The organism is Bradyrhizobium sp. 35 (assembly GCF_023073215.1).
Taxonomy (GTDB): Bacteria; Pseudomonadota; Alphaproteobacteria; order Rhizobiales; family Xanthobacteraceae; genus Bradyrhizobium; species Bradyrhizobium canariense_D.
On sequence record NZ_JADPJC010000029.1, the window covers coordinates 22,266 to 38,179 of the forward strand.

General features: G+C 64.0%; 12 protein-coding genes. 4 read left to right on the plus strand and 8 right to left on the minus strand.

The features are described from left to right. Window positions 1–281 precede the first annotated feature (281 nt). Window positions 282–1,829: a murein L,D-transpeptidase family protein gene (locus tag IVB36_RS05580; RefSeq protein ID WP_231189755.1), complete on the plus strand. Its 1,548-nt coding sequence runs from the start codon at window positions 282–284 to the stop codon at window positions 1,827–1,829. Between the two features lie 186 nt (window positions 1,830–2,015). Here the strand turns inward: IVB36_RS05580 and IVB36_RS05585 are convergent, their stop codons facing one another. The 7 genes from IVB36_RS05585 to IVB36_RS05615 form a co-directional block, all read right to left on the minus strand. Continuing rightward, window positions 2,016–2,711 (minus strand): ABC transporter ATP-binding protein, encoded by a 696-nt coding sequence (locus IVB36_RS05585; protein ID WP_247390852.1) that lies wholly within the window; start codon window positions 2,709–2,711, stop codon window positions 2,016–2,018. Further along, complete coding sequence (locus tag IVB36_RS05590; RefSeq protein WP_018452918.1) at window positions 2,704–3,438, minus strand: ABC transporter ATP-binding protein; 735 nt, start codon at window positions 3,436–3,438, stop codon at window positions 2,704–2,706. Before IVB36_RS05590 ends, IVB36_RS05585 begins: the two co-directional genes overlap by 8 nt. Continuing rightward, entirely contained in the window at window positions 3,425–4,531 is a 1,107-nt protein-coding gene (locus IVB36_RS05595) for a branched-chain amino acid ABC transporter permease (RefSeq protein WP_018452917.1), read from the minus strand. Before IVB36_RS05595 ends, IVB36_RS05590 begins: the two co-directional genes overlap by 14 nt. 6 nt (window positions 4,532–4,537) lie before the next feature. After that, window positions 4,538–5,755 (minus strand): substrate-binding protein, encoded by a 1,218-nt coding sequence (locus IVB36_RS05600; protein ID WP_018452916.1) that lies wholly within the window; start codon window positions 5,753–5,755, stop codon window positions 4,538–4,540. A 4-nt stretch (window positions 5,756–5,759) separates the two neighbouring features. Next, window positions 5,760–6,617: a branched-chain amino acid ABC transporter permease gene (locus tag IVB36_RS05605; RefSeq protein WP_018452915.1), complete on the minus strand. Its 858-nt coding sequence runs from the start codon at window positions 6,615–6,617 to the stop codon at window positions 5,760–5,762. A gap of 108 nt (window positions 6,618–6,725) precedes the next feature. Continuing rightward, entirely contained in the window at window positions 6,726–8,240 is a 1,515-nt protein-coding gene (locus IVB36_RS05610; RefSeq protein ID WP_026232420.1) for an amidase, read from the minus strand. Window positions 8,241–8,413: 173 nt separating this feature from the next. Further along, complete coding sequence (locus tag IVB36_RS05615) at window positions 8,414–9,601, minus strand: substrate-binding domain-containing protein (RefSeq protein ID WP_085384113.1); 1,188 nt, start codon at window positions 9,599–9,601, stop codon at window positions 8,414–8,416. A gap of 178 nt (window positions 9,602–9,779) precedes the next feature. Here IVB36_RS05615 and IVB36_RS05620 point away from each other — a divergent pair, with 178 nt between their 5' ends. After that, window positions 9,780–10,214 (plus strand): MarR family transcriptional regulator, encoded by a 435-nt coding sequence (locus IVB36_RS05620; RefSeq protein WP_007599198.1) that lies wholly within the window; start codon window positions 9,780–9,782, stop codon window positions 10,212–10,214. A 220-nt stretch (window positions 10,215–10,434) separates the two neighbouring features. On the opposite strand, the gene secA is transcribed toward IVB36_RS05620, so the two are convergent. Beyond that, entirely contained in the window at window positions 10,435–13,275 is a 2,841-nt protein-coding gene (secA, locus tag IVB36_RS05625; RefSeq protein ID WP_204512793.1) for a preprotein translocase subunit SecA, read from the minus strand. Window positions 13,276–13,636: 361 nt separating this feature from the next. Here secA and IVB36_RS05630 point away from each other — a divergent pair, with 361 nt between their 5' ends. Continuing rightward, entirely contained in the window at window positions 13,637–14,569 is a 933-nt protein-coding gene (locus tag IVB36_RS05630) for a peptidylprolyl isomerase (protein ID WP_018452911.1), read from the plus strand. 102 nt (window positions 14,570–14,671) lie between these two features. Beyond that, on the plus strand, window positions 14,672–15,913 hold the full coding sequence (gene argJ / locus IVB36_RS05635; protein WP_026232418.1) for a bifunctional glutamate N-acetyltransferase/amino-acid acetyltransferase ArgJ: 1,242 nt from the start codon (window positions 14,672–14,674) through the stop codon (window positions 15,911–15,913). Window position 15,914: the final 1 nt, after the last annotated feature.

Sequence of the window (15,914 nt, forward strand, 5' to 3'; positions counted from 1 at the left end):
TTTGCCCAAATCAGCGATCTCAGTGCTGGTTTGGCCGAAAGGCCCAAGTTTCAGCCCAGTTTAAGTCTTCGTTGACCACGCCTTTGGGCCAACGGGCTCGTGATCCCCGTGCGGGTTGCGACCACATGACCCAGAGGTTAGAATTTTAATCAATGGCTTCAGGGCATAAGCGCTGGAGCGTGATTGCGAAAAAGCCCGTCGCGACGGGTCCCGGTCTCCGGTCGGATCATGCTTCAAGATTGGGGTTTGCGCGCGATGCCTTGGACGGTGTGGGGTCCATCTTGATTTCTCGTTCGCTTGCTCGCGCGTTTCTGGTTTCGGTGGCGCTTGCCGCCAGCTTCGTGCTGGCCGGCTGCGACACCGACCAGGTTTCGCTTGCGACCAATGCCAAGGCCAACCAGCCGGTGCCGCCAAAGCTTCTCGCCGCGATGGTCGAGAAGAACATGGATCTGCAATCACCGATCCTGGTGCGCCTGTTCAAGCAGGAGGCCGAGCTCGAGGTCTGGAAGCAGACCCGCAACGGCCAGTTCGCGCTGCTCAAGACCTATCCGATCTGTCGCTGGTCGGGCGATCTCGGCCCGAAGGTGCGCGAAGGCGATCGTCAGGCGCCGGAAGGATTCTACTCGATCAATCCGGGCCAGATGAATCCGCAATCGGCGTACTATTTGTCGTTCAACACGGGCTATCCGAACGCGTTCGACAAGGCTTTGGGCCGCAGCGGGTCGCAGCTGATGGTGCATGGCGATTGTTCGTCGCGCGGCTGCTACGCGATGACGGACGAGCAGATCGCCGAGATCTATTCGCTCGGGCGCGAGTCCTTCTTCGGCGGCCAGAAGGCGTTCCAGTTGCAGGCCTATCCGTTCAAGATGACGCCGGTGAACATGGCCAAGCACCGGAACAATCCGAACATGCCGTTCTGGAAGATGATCAAGGAAGGCTATGATCATTTCGAGGTGACGCGGCAGGAGCCGAAGGTCGATTTCTGCGAGAAGAAGTACGTGTTCGACGCGGCGAAGCCGCCCGACGCCAAGCGCGATCCGGTGTTCGACGCGTCCGCTAAGTGCCCGGCCTATGTGATCCCCGAGGAGATCGCCAGCGCCGTGCGCGAGAAGGATGCGCGCGACCAGGCGGAGTACAACAAGCTGGTTTCGCGCGGCACGCCCGTTGCGCGCATGAACACCGGCATCGACGGCGGCATGAACAAGATCTTTGCCGCGAAGATTCCGGAAGGCTCGACCGGCCTGTCGGAGGGCGCCGAAGGCACCACGCTCCAGATGTTGGCGATGGCGAAGGCGCCGGGCACCATCCCTGGACACGTCAATCCGCCGAAGCCGAATCTCGATGCAGCCGCGCCCTCGCCGCAGGAAGAGCCGGTCGTCGCCGTCAGCGCGCCCGCCGCCAGCGCCCGCGTCGCCACCGCAGCTCCGCCCGAGAAATCCGGCTTCTTCTCCAATCTCGGCCGCAAGATGGGTGTGGGCAATGCCGACGCCACGGCGACCACGCCGCCGCCGCAGGCCACGGCATCCGTCGCTCCGGCTGCAACGACGACCACGACGCCGCCCACCGCAGCGTCCCGGCTGAAGGCCGCGGTGACCCGGTTCGTACCGGGCCGCGACACGTCCAAGGACGCAGCGAAGGATGCACCGAAGCCGGCTGTTGCCGCTGCCAAACCCGCCGAAGCTGCGAAGCCCGACACCCGCCTCGCCGCAACCCGCCCGACGCTGAAGCCGTCGGTGTCGGATGGCGCGGGTGAAGCGACCCAGATCATGGGCGCCGCGCCGGTGGTGCAATCGAACTCGTTCGACAGCCGGTTTGGGGCGGTGAAGTAAAGCGGGCGCTCCGCTTAATCTCTTCGATCCATCCCAGCCTGACGCCGTCATTCCCCGCGAAGGCGGGGAATCCAGTATTCCAGAGGCACCCCTTATCGATCGAGAAGCTGCGGCGTACTGGATGCCCCGCCTTCGCGGGGCATGACAGCCGAGTTCGGTGTGAGAGCGACGCGCTTCACGCGCGCCCTACGGCGCCAGATACCGCAGCAGCTCCGGATTGCCCCTCACCTCGCCCGCTTCGCCTTGCAGCGCGACGCGGCCGCGGTCCAGCACGTAGGCGTAATCGGCGACGCGGAGCGCGAGGTCGAGGTGCTGCTCGACGATGATGACGGCGATGGTTTTCGCAAGCTCGATCAGGCGCTCGGTGATCTCCTCGATTACGCCGATCCAGACGCCTTCGGTCGGCTCGTCGAGCAGAAGAAGTTTTGGATCGCCCAGCATGGCGCGGCCGATGGCGAGCATCTTGCGCTCGCCGCCGGAAAGCGTGCCGGCGGGCTGGTCGAGGCGCTGGCCGAGCTTTGGGAAGATGGTCAGCACGTGCTCGACCGCGTCGGCTTTCCTGCTCGCGAGCGACCCGACCGCGAGATTGTCGCGCACCGACAGGCGCGCGAACACCGAATGCTCCTGCGGCACGTAGCCGATGCCGGCGCGCACCCGCTCCTGGGTCGCGCGGCGGCTGATGTCGCGGCCATCGAAGGCGACCTCGCCCTTCCACGCCGGCAGTTCGCCGACGATGGTCTTCATCAGCGTGGTCTTGCCGGCGCCGTTGCGGCCCAGCACGGCGACACCGCCGCGCCAGCGAATGCCGAGGTTGACGTCGAACAGGACCTGGCTGCGACCATAGCCGGCGTCGAGATGCTTGATGTCCAAAAATTCAGGCACGGCGCAAATAAATCTCCTGGACGGCCTTGTTGGCCTGGATCTCCGACACCGTGCCGGACGCCAGCACCTTGCCCTGGTCGAGCACGGTGAGACGATCGCAGATGTCGCGGATGAAATCGAGATCGTGCTCGACGATGACCAGCGAGCAATGCTTTTTGATCGGCTGCAGCAATTCACCGGTGACGCGGCGCTCCTCCAGGCTCATGCCGCCGGTCGGCTCGTCCAGCAGCAGAAGCTTCGGCTTGCAGGCCAGCGCCATCGCGATCTCCAGCCATTGCTGCTGGCCGTGCGACAGCGCCGCCGCCGCGTCGAAAGCGCGGTTGGCGAGGCGAAATTGCGTCAGCATGGTCATGACCTGATCGTGCAAGAGCCCGCGCGTGCGCGAGAACACGAGATCGAACAGCGAGGATTGCGCCTGCAGCGCGAGCAGAATGTTGTCGTAGAGCGTCAGCGTCGGCAGCACGGATGTGATCTGAAATTTCAAGCTCATACCGGCGCGGGCACGCTCGGTCGGCGTGAACGCGGTGATATCGGCGTTGACGAAGGAGACCTTGCCCTGTGTCGGCACCTCGGCGCCGGCGATGCACTTCATCAGCGTGCTCTTGCCGGAGCCGTTCGGGCCGATCAGGCCGTGAAACTCGTTCTCGCCGACGGTCAGCGCGGCGCCGTCGAGCGCGGTGAGCTTCCCGAAGATCTTCTTGACGCCGCTGGCTTCAAGGAGCGGCATCGCGCTTCTCCTTCCCGGTCTTCCTGGATTTGCCACCAAAGCTGCCGACCCGCTCGCGCTCGCCGAGCACGAAGCTGATCAGGCCGAGCGGCCGGAACAGAATCACCAGCAGGAGCAGCACGCCAAGGATGATCGGCCAGACCTCGCGGTAATTGTCCGAGAGCCAGAAGCTGACGCCCTCAACGATGACGGCACCGATGACGGCGCCGATCAGCGTGCCGGAGCCGCCGAACAGCACATAGAGCACCACTTGCGTCGAGACCACGACGCCGACCATGTTGGGCCAGACGAAACCTTCGTGGAAGGCATAGAGGCTGCCGGCGAGGCCGGCCACTGCGCCTCCGATCGCAAAAATGATCGCCTTCAGATGCTGCGCCTTGTAGCCGAAAAAGGCGATGCGCTGCTCGTTCTCGCGCAATCCCGCGAGCGCCAACCCGAACTGCGAGCGCACCAGAAAGCGGCAGAGGAGATAGACCACGACGAGCAGGCCAAGCACGAGATAATAGAACGGCGGCCCTTCCGAGAACTCGTAACTGCCGAGCGTCATCGAGGAGATCGAGGGGATGCCGTTCTGGCCACCGAGATAGTACCAGCCGCGCGCAAGCCGATCGGCGGCGTAGGATCCGGTCAGCGTGCCCAGCGAGACGAAGATCACGCTGGAGGGATGCCGTCCAAGCAGCAGGAAGCCGCCCAGCAGTAGCGCAAAGGTGAGCCCGATCATGGTGCCCGCGGGCAGCACCAGGAAGATGTTGGTAATGTTGAGATCGCGCGCGAGCAGCGCCACGCCATAGCCGGCCGAGCCGAAAAACAGCGCCTGGCCGAAGCTCATGATGCCGGCATAGCCCCACACCAGGTCGAATGACAGTGCGAACAGCGCGAGGATGATCACGCGCGTCGCGAACACCGTGAGGTAGTCCTGCAGCACCAGCGGGGCGAGCAGCGCCACGACGAGCACGACGCCCTCCACGATCGGCAGGATTTTCCGCACCGAACCGGCTTGCCCTGCTGATCCGTGTTCAACCATGGCAACGTTCTGCTCCCCGCCGATCTCGGCGGGGACTGCCTGCTTCGCTGCGCCCATCGCTTTCGGCATTCGACTCTAGCATTCCTTGGGATCGACGAGTCCGTCGCTGCGTCCGACGATCTCGTAGTTCCCGCCTTTGGCGACAGCGGTGTACATCTTCATCTTGCAGTGGCGCTTGCCCGGCACCATCTCGGCAGGTCCGCCGGGACCTTCGGCGATCTTGGCATGATCGAGCGCAGCGGCGACCGAGTCGCGATCGACCTTGCCGGCTTCCTTGACGGCGGCTTCCCACAGTTTCAGGCCGCGATAGGTGCCGGTGGCGGCGCTGCCGGCAGCGAACAGGAAGTTGCCCGGGAAATCCTTCTCGTAGGCCGCCTGGATTTTTGCGTCGAACGGGTTCTCCTTGGTGAGCACCTTGAAATAATCGAGACAGCTGGCGAGACCCTCGATCTCGGCCGCCTGATTGATGTTGAGCGTGTTCTCGTCATAGTAGACGCAGGCCAGCCGTCCGCCATTCTTGAGAAAGCCGGCCTCGTAGAGCTGCTTGAAGAACGGACCGACGCCGGGCGGGATGACGGTGTTGAAGACGACGTCGACTTTGTTGGAGATGATGCGGTTGACGGTCGAGGAGAAGTCGACCTGGTCAAGCGGATAGTATTCCTCGAACACGACCTCGCCGCCGTTGGCCTCGATCACCTTGCGGGCGTAGACGTTGAGTGTGTGCGGCCAGACATAGTTGGCGCTCGGCAGCGCGAACTTCTTGCCGCCGTTCTTGATCAGCCAGGGAATGAACTCGTCACACTGCTGCGCCGGCGTCGGCCCGGTACAGAACAGATAAGGCGTGCACTCCTTGCCTTCGTAGAGCTGCGGATAGATGTAGAGCGTCTTGCCGCGCGCGACGATCGGGTCCTTGATGGCGTTGCGCATCGACGAGGTGATGCCGCCCAATACCATGTCGACCTTGTCGCGCTGGATCAGCTTGCGGACGTTGCCGACCGCGACGGATTCGTTCGAGGCGGTGTCCTCGACAAAGAGCTCGAGCGGGCGGCCGAGCAGACCGCCGCCGGCGTTGATCTCCTTGATCACCATCTTGGCGACGTTGGCGTCGGCATTGCCGGCGTAGGCAATCGGCCCGGTGAGGTCGGTGGCGATGCCGACCTTGATCGGGGCTTCGGCCGCATTGGCCCAGGGCGCCGGGATCACCCAACTGCCGACGCCGGTTGCGACTGCACCGGAGGCAAAGGCGAGATTCGAAAGGAACCGGCGACGGGAGAGCTGAGAACGATCGGACATGTGACTAAACCCCTTTTCCAGCAATGAGGCCCTGCGGCCGGAATTTGATGAAGACGATGGCGAGAACGAAGACGAGGACATCGGCCACGACGGGCGCCATCACCCAGGGCAGCGCGGCGCTGAGCGTGCCGATGACGCCGGCGCCCGCGACCGGCCCGATGAAGGAGCCGACGCCGCCGACCATGACCGCGACAAAGCCCTGGATCAGGAAGCGCAGGCCGAGATCGGCGAACAGGCTGAACACCGGCACGATCAGTGCGCCGGCAAGGCCAGCAAGCGCCGCGCCGAACGCAAAGGTGGCGCCGTAGATCAGCGGCGTGGAGATTCCGGAGGCGCGGGCCAGCGAAGGATTTTCCAGGGTAGCGCGCACGCGCAGGCCGAAGCTGGTGCGCGCCAGCAGCAGATAGCAGCCGCCCATCACCAGCGCCGTGATGATGATGATGGTGAAGCGCCAGGCCGAGATGTGCATGGCACCGATATCGATCGAGCCGCCGATCGGCTCCGGCACGGTGAGATAGAAGCCGCCGATCAAGCCGCGCACGGATTCGCGGATGATCAGGCCGAGCGCATAGGTGCCGAGCATGGCGACGATGGGGGCTGCGTAGAAGCGTCGGATGATCAGCGCCTCCAGCACGAAGCCGAGCGCGCCGACAATGAATGGTGCGGCGACCATGCCGGCCCAGATCGGCAGGCCATTGGCGTAGGCAAGATAGGTGATGTAGGCCCCGAGCAGGACGAACTCGCCCTGCGCGAAGTTGAAGATGCCCATCATGCTGGCGATGATCCCGAGCCCCAGCACGATCAGGACGATGATCGCACCAAAGCTCAGGATCTCGAACGCCGCGACGAACGCGTTAGCCATGCGCCGGAGCCTTTCCCGTTCCGAAGGAATCGGAACGGGGCTCCGGCTTGATGTCTTGACGCGTCCGAAAACGCTTCCCTGTTACGTCCGTCTGCATGAGTCCCTCGCTCACATCTTCTTCCAGTCGCCGATCTGCTCGAAGGCGTGGGCGGCGCGGTAGATGGTGGATTCCTCGAACATGCGGCCGACCAGCATCAGGCCGACGGGCAGGCCGTCGACCATGCCGCAGGGCAGCGACATCGCCGGATGATGGGTGATGTCGAACGGCGCGGTGTTGGAGATCATCTCCAGCGCACGCGCGACATAGTCTTCGCGGCTGGCCGTGGGCTCCGGCAGCTTCGTCGCCTTCATCGGCGTCGTCGGCAGCAGCAGCAAATCGTAGTCTTTGAAGGCCTTGTCGTAAGCCGCGGTCAGGCGTCGGGAGATGTTGAGAGCCTTGCCGTAATAGCGCGGACCGAAGGTGTTGTTGATGTAGGTGCCGAGCAGCAGGAACAGCTTTGTGGTCTCGGACAGAGAATCCGCCTGCCGCCGCCAGCCGCGATGGAAGTCCATCAGCGTGGTCGAGTAGAGATCGGAGCGGGACAGACCATAGCCGTCGCCATACATCATGGTCTGGGTCATGCCCTCGGTGCCGATCGGCGTCCAGATCGCGGGACCCATGAGATGCATCGGGATCGAAACGGTCTCGACCGTGGCGCCCAAATCCTTGAATCGCTTTGCGGCCTCGCGCACGCTCTCGTTCACGGCGGCTTCGGCCGTCGCCTGCTCAAAGCCTTCCTTGAGGATGCCGATCCTCATGCCCTTGACGCCCTGGCCGAGCGCCTTGGTGTACTCCTCGACCTTGGGCGCCTTGATGCGGGGGTCGTAGCCGTCGTCGCCGGCCAGCACCTCCAGCAGCAGCGCGTTGTCGGCGACGGTCGCCGTCATCGGGCCGGTGTGGTCGACGAACACCTCGATCGGCATGATGCCGGTGTAGGGCACGAGGCCCCAGGTCGGCTTCATGCCATAGGTGCCGCAGAACGAGGACGGCATGCGGATCGAACCGCCCTGGTCGCCGCCGATCGCCATGTCGACTTCGCCGAGCGCGACGACGACGCCGCTGCCTGACGACGAGCCGCCGGCCGAATAGCCCATCTTGTGCGGATTGTGGACGGCGCCGACCGCATTGGTGTGGCTGCCGCCGGACATGCAGAAGGATTCGCAATGGACTTTTCCGGCGATCTCGGCGCCCGCATCGAGCATGCGGGTGACGATGGTGGCGTCGAAATCGGGCACGTAGCCTTCGAGCGTCGCCGAGCCGTTCATCATGGGAACACCGGCGAGCATGATGTTGTCTTTCAGGGCGACCGTCTTGCCCTTGAGCTTGCCACTCGCCGCCCCCTTCACGGTCGACTTGCGATACCAGGCGTTGCGCGGGTTCTCTTCCGGCGAGGGCCGATAGCCCGGCGTGCGCGGATATTTGACCTCCGGCACCTCGTCCGGCATGGCTCCGACGAGATTGTAGGCCTCGATCGAGCCCTGCATCAGACCGCGGAACGAGGCGACATCGTCGTCGGTCAGCGAAAGGCCGCACTGGTCGGCGACACTGCGCAATTGGGCTGGCGTGGGAAGGACAACTGTCACGGCGCTCTCCTCAAAGGCTTCTTGATCCCTGGAATTGGAATCCCTGGCATTGGAGCCTCATTGGCGCGCGTGTGCGGGCGCGCCCATCGGCTCTACCTTGATATTACAGACGGAAATATTTTCCTTTTCAAGTATTATTTTGGATTCGGGCGTTTGCAGATGGGGCGCCGGCGTCAGATCGGTTTGATCAGCTTGAAATCGAGGCCATCCGCGCCGGCGAGATACATTTGCATCCGGGTATGACCGTTCCTGACGGTGACGGGGCCGCGCGCGCCGCCATAGACGATGTTGCGGCCGGCCGCGAGCATGGGCCCCATCGCCAACGTGCCCGCCTTGTTTGCCACGGCCTCAAGGAAGCGCAGTCCCTCATAGCTGGATTGACCGAGCGAGCCGATCGGGGGGCCGTTCGGTCCGAACATCGCGCGATAGCGGCTCTGGAAGTCGTCGTTGGCCCGCGATCCGATGCCCGGGAAATAGCCGGAGGCACAGAACAGATTTTCGCTGTTGTCGGCGCCGATTCCGAGCAGCACGGTCTCGTCCATCGCCCCGGCCAGCCGCAGCGTCGTGGCGCCGAGGCCGCATTCGCCGAACGCGCGATTGAACGTGATGCTGTCGGTGCCGATCAACGAGATCAGGACGACGTCAGGCCTCGCGGCACGGATGCGCTCCAGATGCGGCTCGTGGTTGTCTTCGCCGAGGGGAACGAACTCTTCGCCGACGACATGGCCGCCGGCCTCCTTGATGTAGCGCTTCACCGCGCGGTGCGACTGCCAGGGCCAGACATAATCGCTGCCGATCAGGTACCAGCGCGCCGCCTTCTTGACGTCGGCAAGCCAGTGGATGGAGGGGCGGCTCTGCCAGCGCGGCGTCTCGCCGATCGCCATGACACCCGGCGTCTGCTCGCCGCCCTCGTAGACGGGCGTATAGATGTAGGGGATACGGTGGCGGGTCGTGACCTTGCGCAGCGCCACACGCACCGCGCTGGTATGCAGTCCCACGATGAGGTCGATCTCATCGGAAGCGATCGCCTGCTCGGCGCGGCTCAGAATCCCGTCGAGCGGCCCGCCGGCATCGTAGATCGAAAGCTCGATCTCGCGCCCGAGAATGCCGCCGCGCTTGTTGATCTCGGCGACCGCGAGCTGCGCGCTGCTTGTCGCGCACGGGCCCCAGACACCGGGCGAGCCGGTGCAGCAAATGAAGCCCCCGATGCGGAGCTTGTTGTGTGCGCCGCGGCGCTTCATGAAATGCGCATCAGCCGGCGACAGGTCGAAATCCGCTGCCGCGGGCGACAGATTCCTGAACAGCAAGGACGGCGGTAACGCCGGACCGCCGTGAGCCGGGAAGTTTACCGTCGCGCGCACGCCAACTCCTGTCTGATACCAGACTTGAAAGCTCATTCAGCAGGCGGCCGCGGCACCCGCCCTATTGTTGGGCAATATCCTATTTTGAAAATATTGAATATTCAAGAATTGAAGTGCATATAGATGCAGCATCGATTGCAAGACATTCACTCATTTGGGTCAAGACAAAGTCTTAGCCGTGGCAAAACCGAACACCCCGATCACCGAACACCTCGCGTACCTGCTCGCGCAAGCCAACCGGGAGATCAACCGGCAGCTCGAACTGCGGTTGAGCAAGGAAGGCGTGCCCGTCGAGCAGTGGCGCATTCTGAAAGTCCTGTCGGATGGCAACGGCCATTCGATGGGAGAGCTCGCGGATGCCGTGCTGCTCAACCATCCGACGCTGACCAAGATGATCGATCGCATGGTCTCGGACACGCTGGTCTACCGCGTGCAGGACCCGAACGACCGCCGCAAGGTCCTGATGTTCATCTCCGATCGCGGCAAGGTGCTGAGCAAGAAGCTCAACTCGCTCGCGGTCGACCAGGAAGAGCACATCCTCGAGAGCTACGGCGACAAATCGACGAGCGAATTGAAGCGGCTGCTGGAGAGCTTGATCGACAGCTCGAATTGAGCTGGCGTGTTTAGCAAGCTCTCTCCACACGGTCGTCCCGGCGAAGGAGATGGAGCCGCGCGCCCCATACTCGATGTCATCGCCCGATTTAATCGGGCGATCCAGTATTCCAGAGACTGACGTGATTGAACCGAGAAGCCGTGGCGTACTGGGTCGCCCGGCTAAACCGGGCGACGACAGTGGAATGTGAGGCGCCGACGTCGCACCTCACACCTGATCGCTAAGCGTACCGCCCGTGGCAGTGCTTGTACTTCTTGCCTGAGCCGCAGGGGCAATCCTCGTTGCGGCCGATCTTGCCCCAGCTTGCCGGGTTCTTGGGATCGCGCAACGCCGCGTCGGTGGCCTGCGCTCCGAGCGTGACGCTCGCGAGCGCCATTTCGTCCTCGCCGGTGTTCGGGTCGAACTTGTGCGCTTCCATCGGCGGCAGCACCGGGGCTTCCTGCTCCGGCGGCACGATCTCGACCCGCATCAGCTGCGCCGTGACGGCCTCGCGCAGATGCGCGCTCATCTCCTGGAAGAGGTTGAACGCCTCGGTCTTGTACTCCTGCAGCGGATCGCGCTGGCCGTAGCCGCGCAGGCCGATGACCTGGCGCAGATGGTCGAGCATGATCAGATGCTCGCGCCAGAGATGGTCGAGCGTCTGCAGCAGGATGGTCTTCTCGACGTAACGCATCACGTCGGGACCCCATTGCGCGACCTTTGCGGCCATGTGCTCGTCGGCGCGGGTCTCGATGCGCGTGAGCAGCTCCTCGTCGGCGATGCCCTCTTCCTTGGCCCAGTCCTCGACCGGCAGGTCGAGATCGAGCACGCGCTTGAGCTCTTCCTTCAGGCCCGCGACGTCCCACTGCTCGGCATAGGCATGCTCGGGCACGTGCTTGGCGACGAGGTCGTCGATGAAGGCGTGGCGCATGTCGGCGACGGTCTCGGCGACGCTGTCGTCCTTCATCAGGTCGACGCGCTGGTCGAAGATCACCTTGCGCTGGTCGTTCTGGACGTTGTCGAACTTGAGCAAATTCTTGCGGATATCGAAGTTGCGCGCCTCGACCTTCTGCTGCGCCTTTTCGAGCGCCTTGTTGATCCAGGGATGGATGATGGCCTCGCCCTCCTGCAGGCCGAGACGCTGCAACATGCTGTCGAGGCGATCCGAGCCGAAGATGCGCATCAGATCGTCTTCCAGCGACAGGAAGAATTTCGAGCGGCCGGGATCGCCCTGACGGCCGGAGCGGCCGCGGAGCTGGTTGTCGATGCGGCGGGATTCGTGGCGCTCGGAGCCCATGATGTAGAGGCCGCCGGGCTTCTTCACGGTCTTGGCGGGCTTCGAACCCTTCGCGGGCTCGATCTCGACCTCTTCCTCGGCCTTCAGCACGATGTCGCGGAAGTGCTCGATGTCGGCCTTGATCTGCTCGATCTTCAAGGCCTTCTCGGCTTCGTCCTCGATCGAAGCGGCCTCCTGCTGGATGCGCATTTCCAGCGAGCCGCCGAGCTTGATGTCGGTGCCGCGGCCGGCCATGTTGGTCGCGATCGTGATCGCGCCGGGGACGCCGGCTTCCGCGACGATGTAGGCTTCCTGCTCGTGGAAGCGCGCGTTGAGCACCGCGAACAGCTTTGCCGGTTTGCCGGCGCGGGCCGCCGCGTACAGCTTCTGCATCGAATTTTCGTTACCGAAATCGATCTGCCGATAGCCGTGCTTCTTGAGATATTCGGCGATCACTTCCGATTTTTCGATCGAGGCGGTGCCGACCAGCACCGGCTGCAGCCGCGCATTGGCGCGCTCGATCTCGGCCAGAATCGCGGCGTATTTCTCGTTCTGGGTGCGATAGACCTCGTCGTCTTCGTCGAGACGGGCGACCGGCAAATTGGTCGGGATCTCCACGACCTCGAGCTTGTAGATGTCGAACAATTCGTCGGCTTCGGTCAGCGCCGTGCCGGTCATGCCCGCGAGCTTTTCGTACATCCGGAAATAGTTCTGGAAGGTGATCGAGGCCAGCGTCTGGTTTTCCGGCTGGACCTGCACGTGCTCCTTGGCTTCCAGGGCCTGATGCAGGCCTTCCGAATAGCGGCGGCCCTGCATCATGCGACCGGTGAACTCGTCGATGATGACGACCTCGTCGTCGCGGACGATGTAGTCCTTGTCGCGCGTGAACAGCGTGTGGGCGCGCAGCGCCTGATTGATGTGGTGCACGACGGAAACGTTCTCGACGTCGTAGAGCGATTCACCCTTGAGCTGGCCGGCATCGCGCAGCAGCGTCTCGATCTTCTCCATGCCGGCTTCGGTCAGCGTCACCGTGCGCTGCTTCTCGTCGACGTCGTAGTCGGACTTGTCGAGCTTGGGCAGGAAGCCGTCGATGGTGTTGTAGAAGTCGGAGCGGTCGTCGAGCGGGCCGGAGATGATCAGCGGCGTGCGCGCTTCGTCGATCAGGATGGAGTCGACTTCGTCGACGATCGCGTAGAAGTGCGGCCGCTGGACCATGTCCTCGAGCCGGTACTTCATGTTGTCGCGCAGATAGTCGAAGCCGTATTCGTTGTTGGTGCCGTAGGTGATGTCGCAGGCATAGGCCGTCTTGCGCTCGGAATCGTCGAGGCCGTGCACGATCACGCCGGTGGTCAGGCCGAGGAAGCCGTAGATCTGGCCCATCCAGGCGGAGTCGCGGCGGGCGAGGTAGTCGTTGACCGTGACGACGTGGACGCCCTTGCCGGCGAGCGCGTTGAGGTAGACCGCGAGCGTTGCGACCAGGGTCTTGCCTTCGCCGGTCTTCATCTCGGCGATGTCGCCCTCGTGCAGCACCATGCCGCCGATCAGCTGGACATCGAAATGGCGCTGGCCGAGCGTCCGCTTGGCGGCTTCACGGACCGTGGCGAAAGCGGGGACCAGCAGGTCGTCAAGGGTCTTGCCCTCGGCGAGCTGCTTCCTGAACTCGACGGTGCGGGCCTTGAGGGCCTCGTCGGAGAGTTTCGAGACCTCGGGCTCCAGCGCGTTGATCGCGTTGACGCGGGACTGATATCCCTTCACCCGCCGGTCGTTGGCGGAGCCGAAAAACTTGCGGGCGAGCGCGCCGATCATGCTTAGTTCCTGTGTTCGCGATTCAACCGCGTTCGCGTTGCAGCAAAGAGGTTGTCACCCGCCTGCCTATCAACTCACCGTGACGCCTGCTGGGCGCCAGAGCCCCGTCTGCGGGGGGTCCATCCGCCATATGGGTGGGAGTTGGGCAAGTCTGGGTTCAACGGCCAAAAACGCAGCAAAATAAACGCCATCGCATGGACGCGACCGGGCAGAGATATGGCCCGGTCAGGGCCTTGTCAACGGCGGGTGCATTGCGGCTAATTCATCATTTTGACAGACTTTTCGCGTTGCCAAGGCCCCCTGAATTGGGCGAGTGTCCGCCCCGCTCGAGCAGCCCCCTGCTTCAACAAAAGGATTTTCCATGACCACCTCGTTCCCGGTAACCAGAACCGGCCTGCGCTTCGGCCTCGCCACCGCCCTCGTGGGCTGCCTTGCGCTGGCGCTGATCGCGGGTCCCGGCCGGGCTGCCGACGATCCGGTGCTGGCGAAGGTCAATGGCGCGGAAATCAAGAAGAGCGACGTCGCCATGGCCGAAGAGGAACTCGGGCCGAGCCTCGCCCAGATGGACCCGGCGACCAAGGACGAGAACGTCCTGTCCTTCCTGATCGACATGAAGATCGTCGGCAAGGCCGCCGAGGACAAGAAGCTCGCCGAGGGCGAGGAGTTCAAGAAGCGGCTCGCGTTCGCCCGCAACCGCCTGCTGATGGACAGCCTGCTCGCCGGCGAGGGCAAGGCCGCCACCACCCCGGATGCCATGAAGAAGGTCTATGAGGAGGCCTCCAAGCAGATCACCGGCGAGCAGGAAGTGCACGCCCGCCACATCCTGGTCGAGACCGAGGACGAGGCCAAGGCGGTGAAGGCCGAACTCGACAAGGGCGCCGATTTCGCCGAACTCGCCAAGAAGAAGTCCAAGGATCCGGGCTCGGCCGACGGCGGCGACCTCGGCTTCTTCACCAAGGAGCAGATGGTGCCGGAATTCTCGGCGGTCGCCTTCGCGCTCGAGCCGGGCAAGATCTCCGACCCCGTGAAGTCGCAGTTCGGCTGGCACGTCATCAAGGTCGAGGAAAAGCGCAGCCGCAAGGCGCCGGACTTCGAGCAGGTCAAGGCGCAGATCGAGCAGTATGTCACCCGCAAGGCCCAGGCCGATTACGTCGCCAAGCTGCGCGCGGAAGCCAAGGTCGAGCGGCTGGACCAGCCGGCGGATGCGGCAAAGGACGCCAAGCCGGCCGATGCGGCCAAGCCGGCTGACGCCAAGCCGTCCGACAGCAAGATGGCGCCCCCGGCGAAGAAGTAAGAATTCGCTGTCACTTCGGTGACGTGAAGAGTATCTAAGCCTTTGTGATGCCCGGCCCCCGCGCCGGGCATCTGCATGTCCAGATCCCACCAAGGCGCCCCGATGTCCTCCTCCGTTTCCCCCCTCGCCCCGAAACACGTTCCCGACATGCCCGTGATCGCGGGGGTCCGTCTCGCGACGGCCGAAGCCGGCATTCGCTACAAGAACCGCACCGACGTGCTGCTGGCGGTGATGGACAAGGGCACCGCGGTCGCAGGCGTCTTCACCAAGTCGAAATGTCCCTCCGCGCCGGTGGAATGGTGCCGCGCCAAGCTGAAAGGCGGCAAGGCCCGCGCGTTGGTGGTCAATTCCGGCAACGCCAATGCCTTCACCGGCAAGACCGGCCGCAGCTCCACGGCACTGACCGCGAAGATCGCGGCCAAGGCCGTCGGATGCACCGAGGGTGAGATCTTCCTGGCCTCGACCGGCGTGATCGGCGAGCCGCTGGATGCGACCAAGTTCGACGGCGTGCTCGGGAGGCTCGCGGAAACCGCCGAGGCCGGCGATTATCTCGCCGCCGCCAAGGCGATCATGACCACCGACACCTTCCCGAAGGTCGCGACCGCGACCGTGAAGCTCGGCAAAGCCAAGGTCACCATCAACGGCATGGCCAAGGGTGCCGGCATGATCGCGCCCGATATGGCGACGATGCTGTCCTTCATCTTCACCGACGCACCGATCGCGCCTGCCGCGCTGCAGGCGCTGCTCAAAAGCGGCGTCGAGGACACCTTCAACGCGGTCACGATCGACGGCGACACCTCGACCTCGGACACGCTGCTGGCCTTTGCCACCGGTGCTGCTGCGGAACACGGCGCGCCGAAGATCAGTCGCGCCACCGACCCGCGCCTGAAAGCCTTCGTCAAGGCCTTCAACCAGGTGCTCGCCAATCTTTCCGAGCAAGTGGCCCGCGACGGCGAAGGCGCGCGCAAGCTGGTCGAGATCACCGTCGAGGGCGCCAAGACCAAGGCCTCGGCGCGCAAGATCGCGATGTCGATCGCGAACTCGCCGCTGGTGAAGACCGCAATCGCCGGCGAGGACGCCAATTGGGGCCGCGTGGTGATGGCGGTCGGCAAGGCCGGCGAGCCGGCTGACCGCGACAAGCTCTCGATCTCCTTCAACGGCATCCGCGTCGCCAGGAGCGGCGCGCGAGATCCGTCCTATGACGAGGCGCAGGTGTCGGAAGCGATGAAGGCGCCGGAGATCGCGATCAAGGTCTCGCTCGGCCTCGGCAAGGGCCGCGACCGCGTACTGACCTGCGACCTCACCAAGGAGTATGTCGCGATCAACGGGGATTACAGGTCGTGAA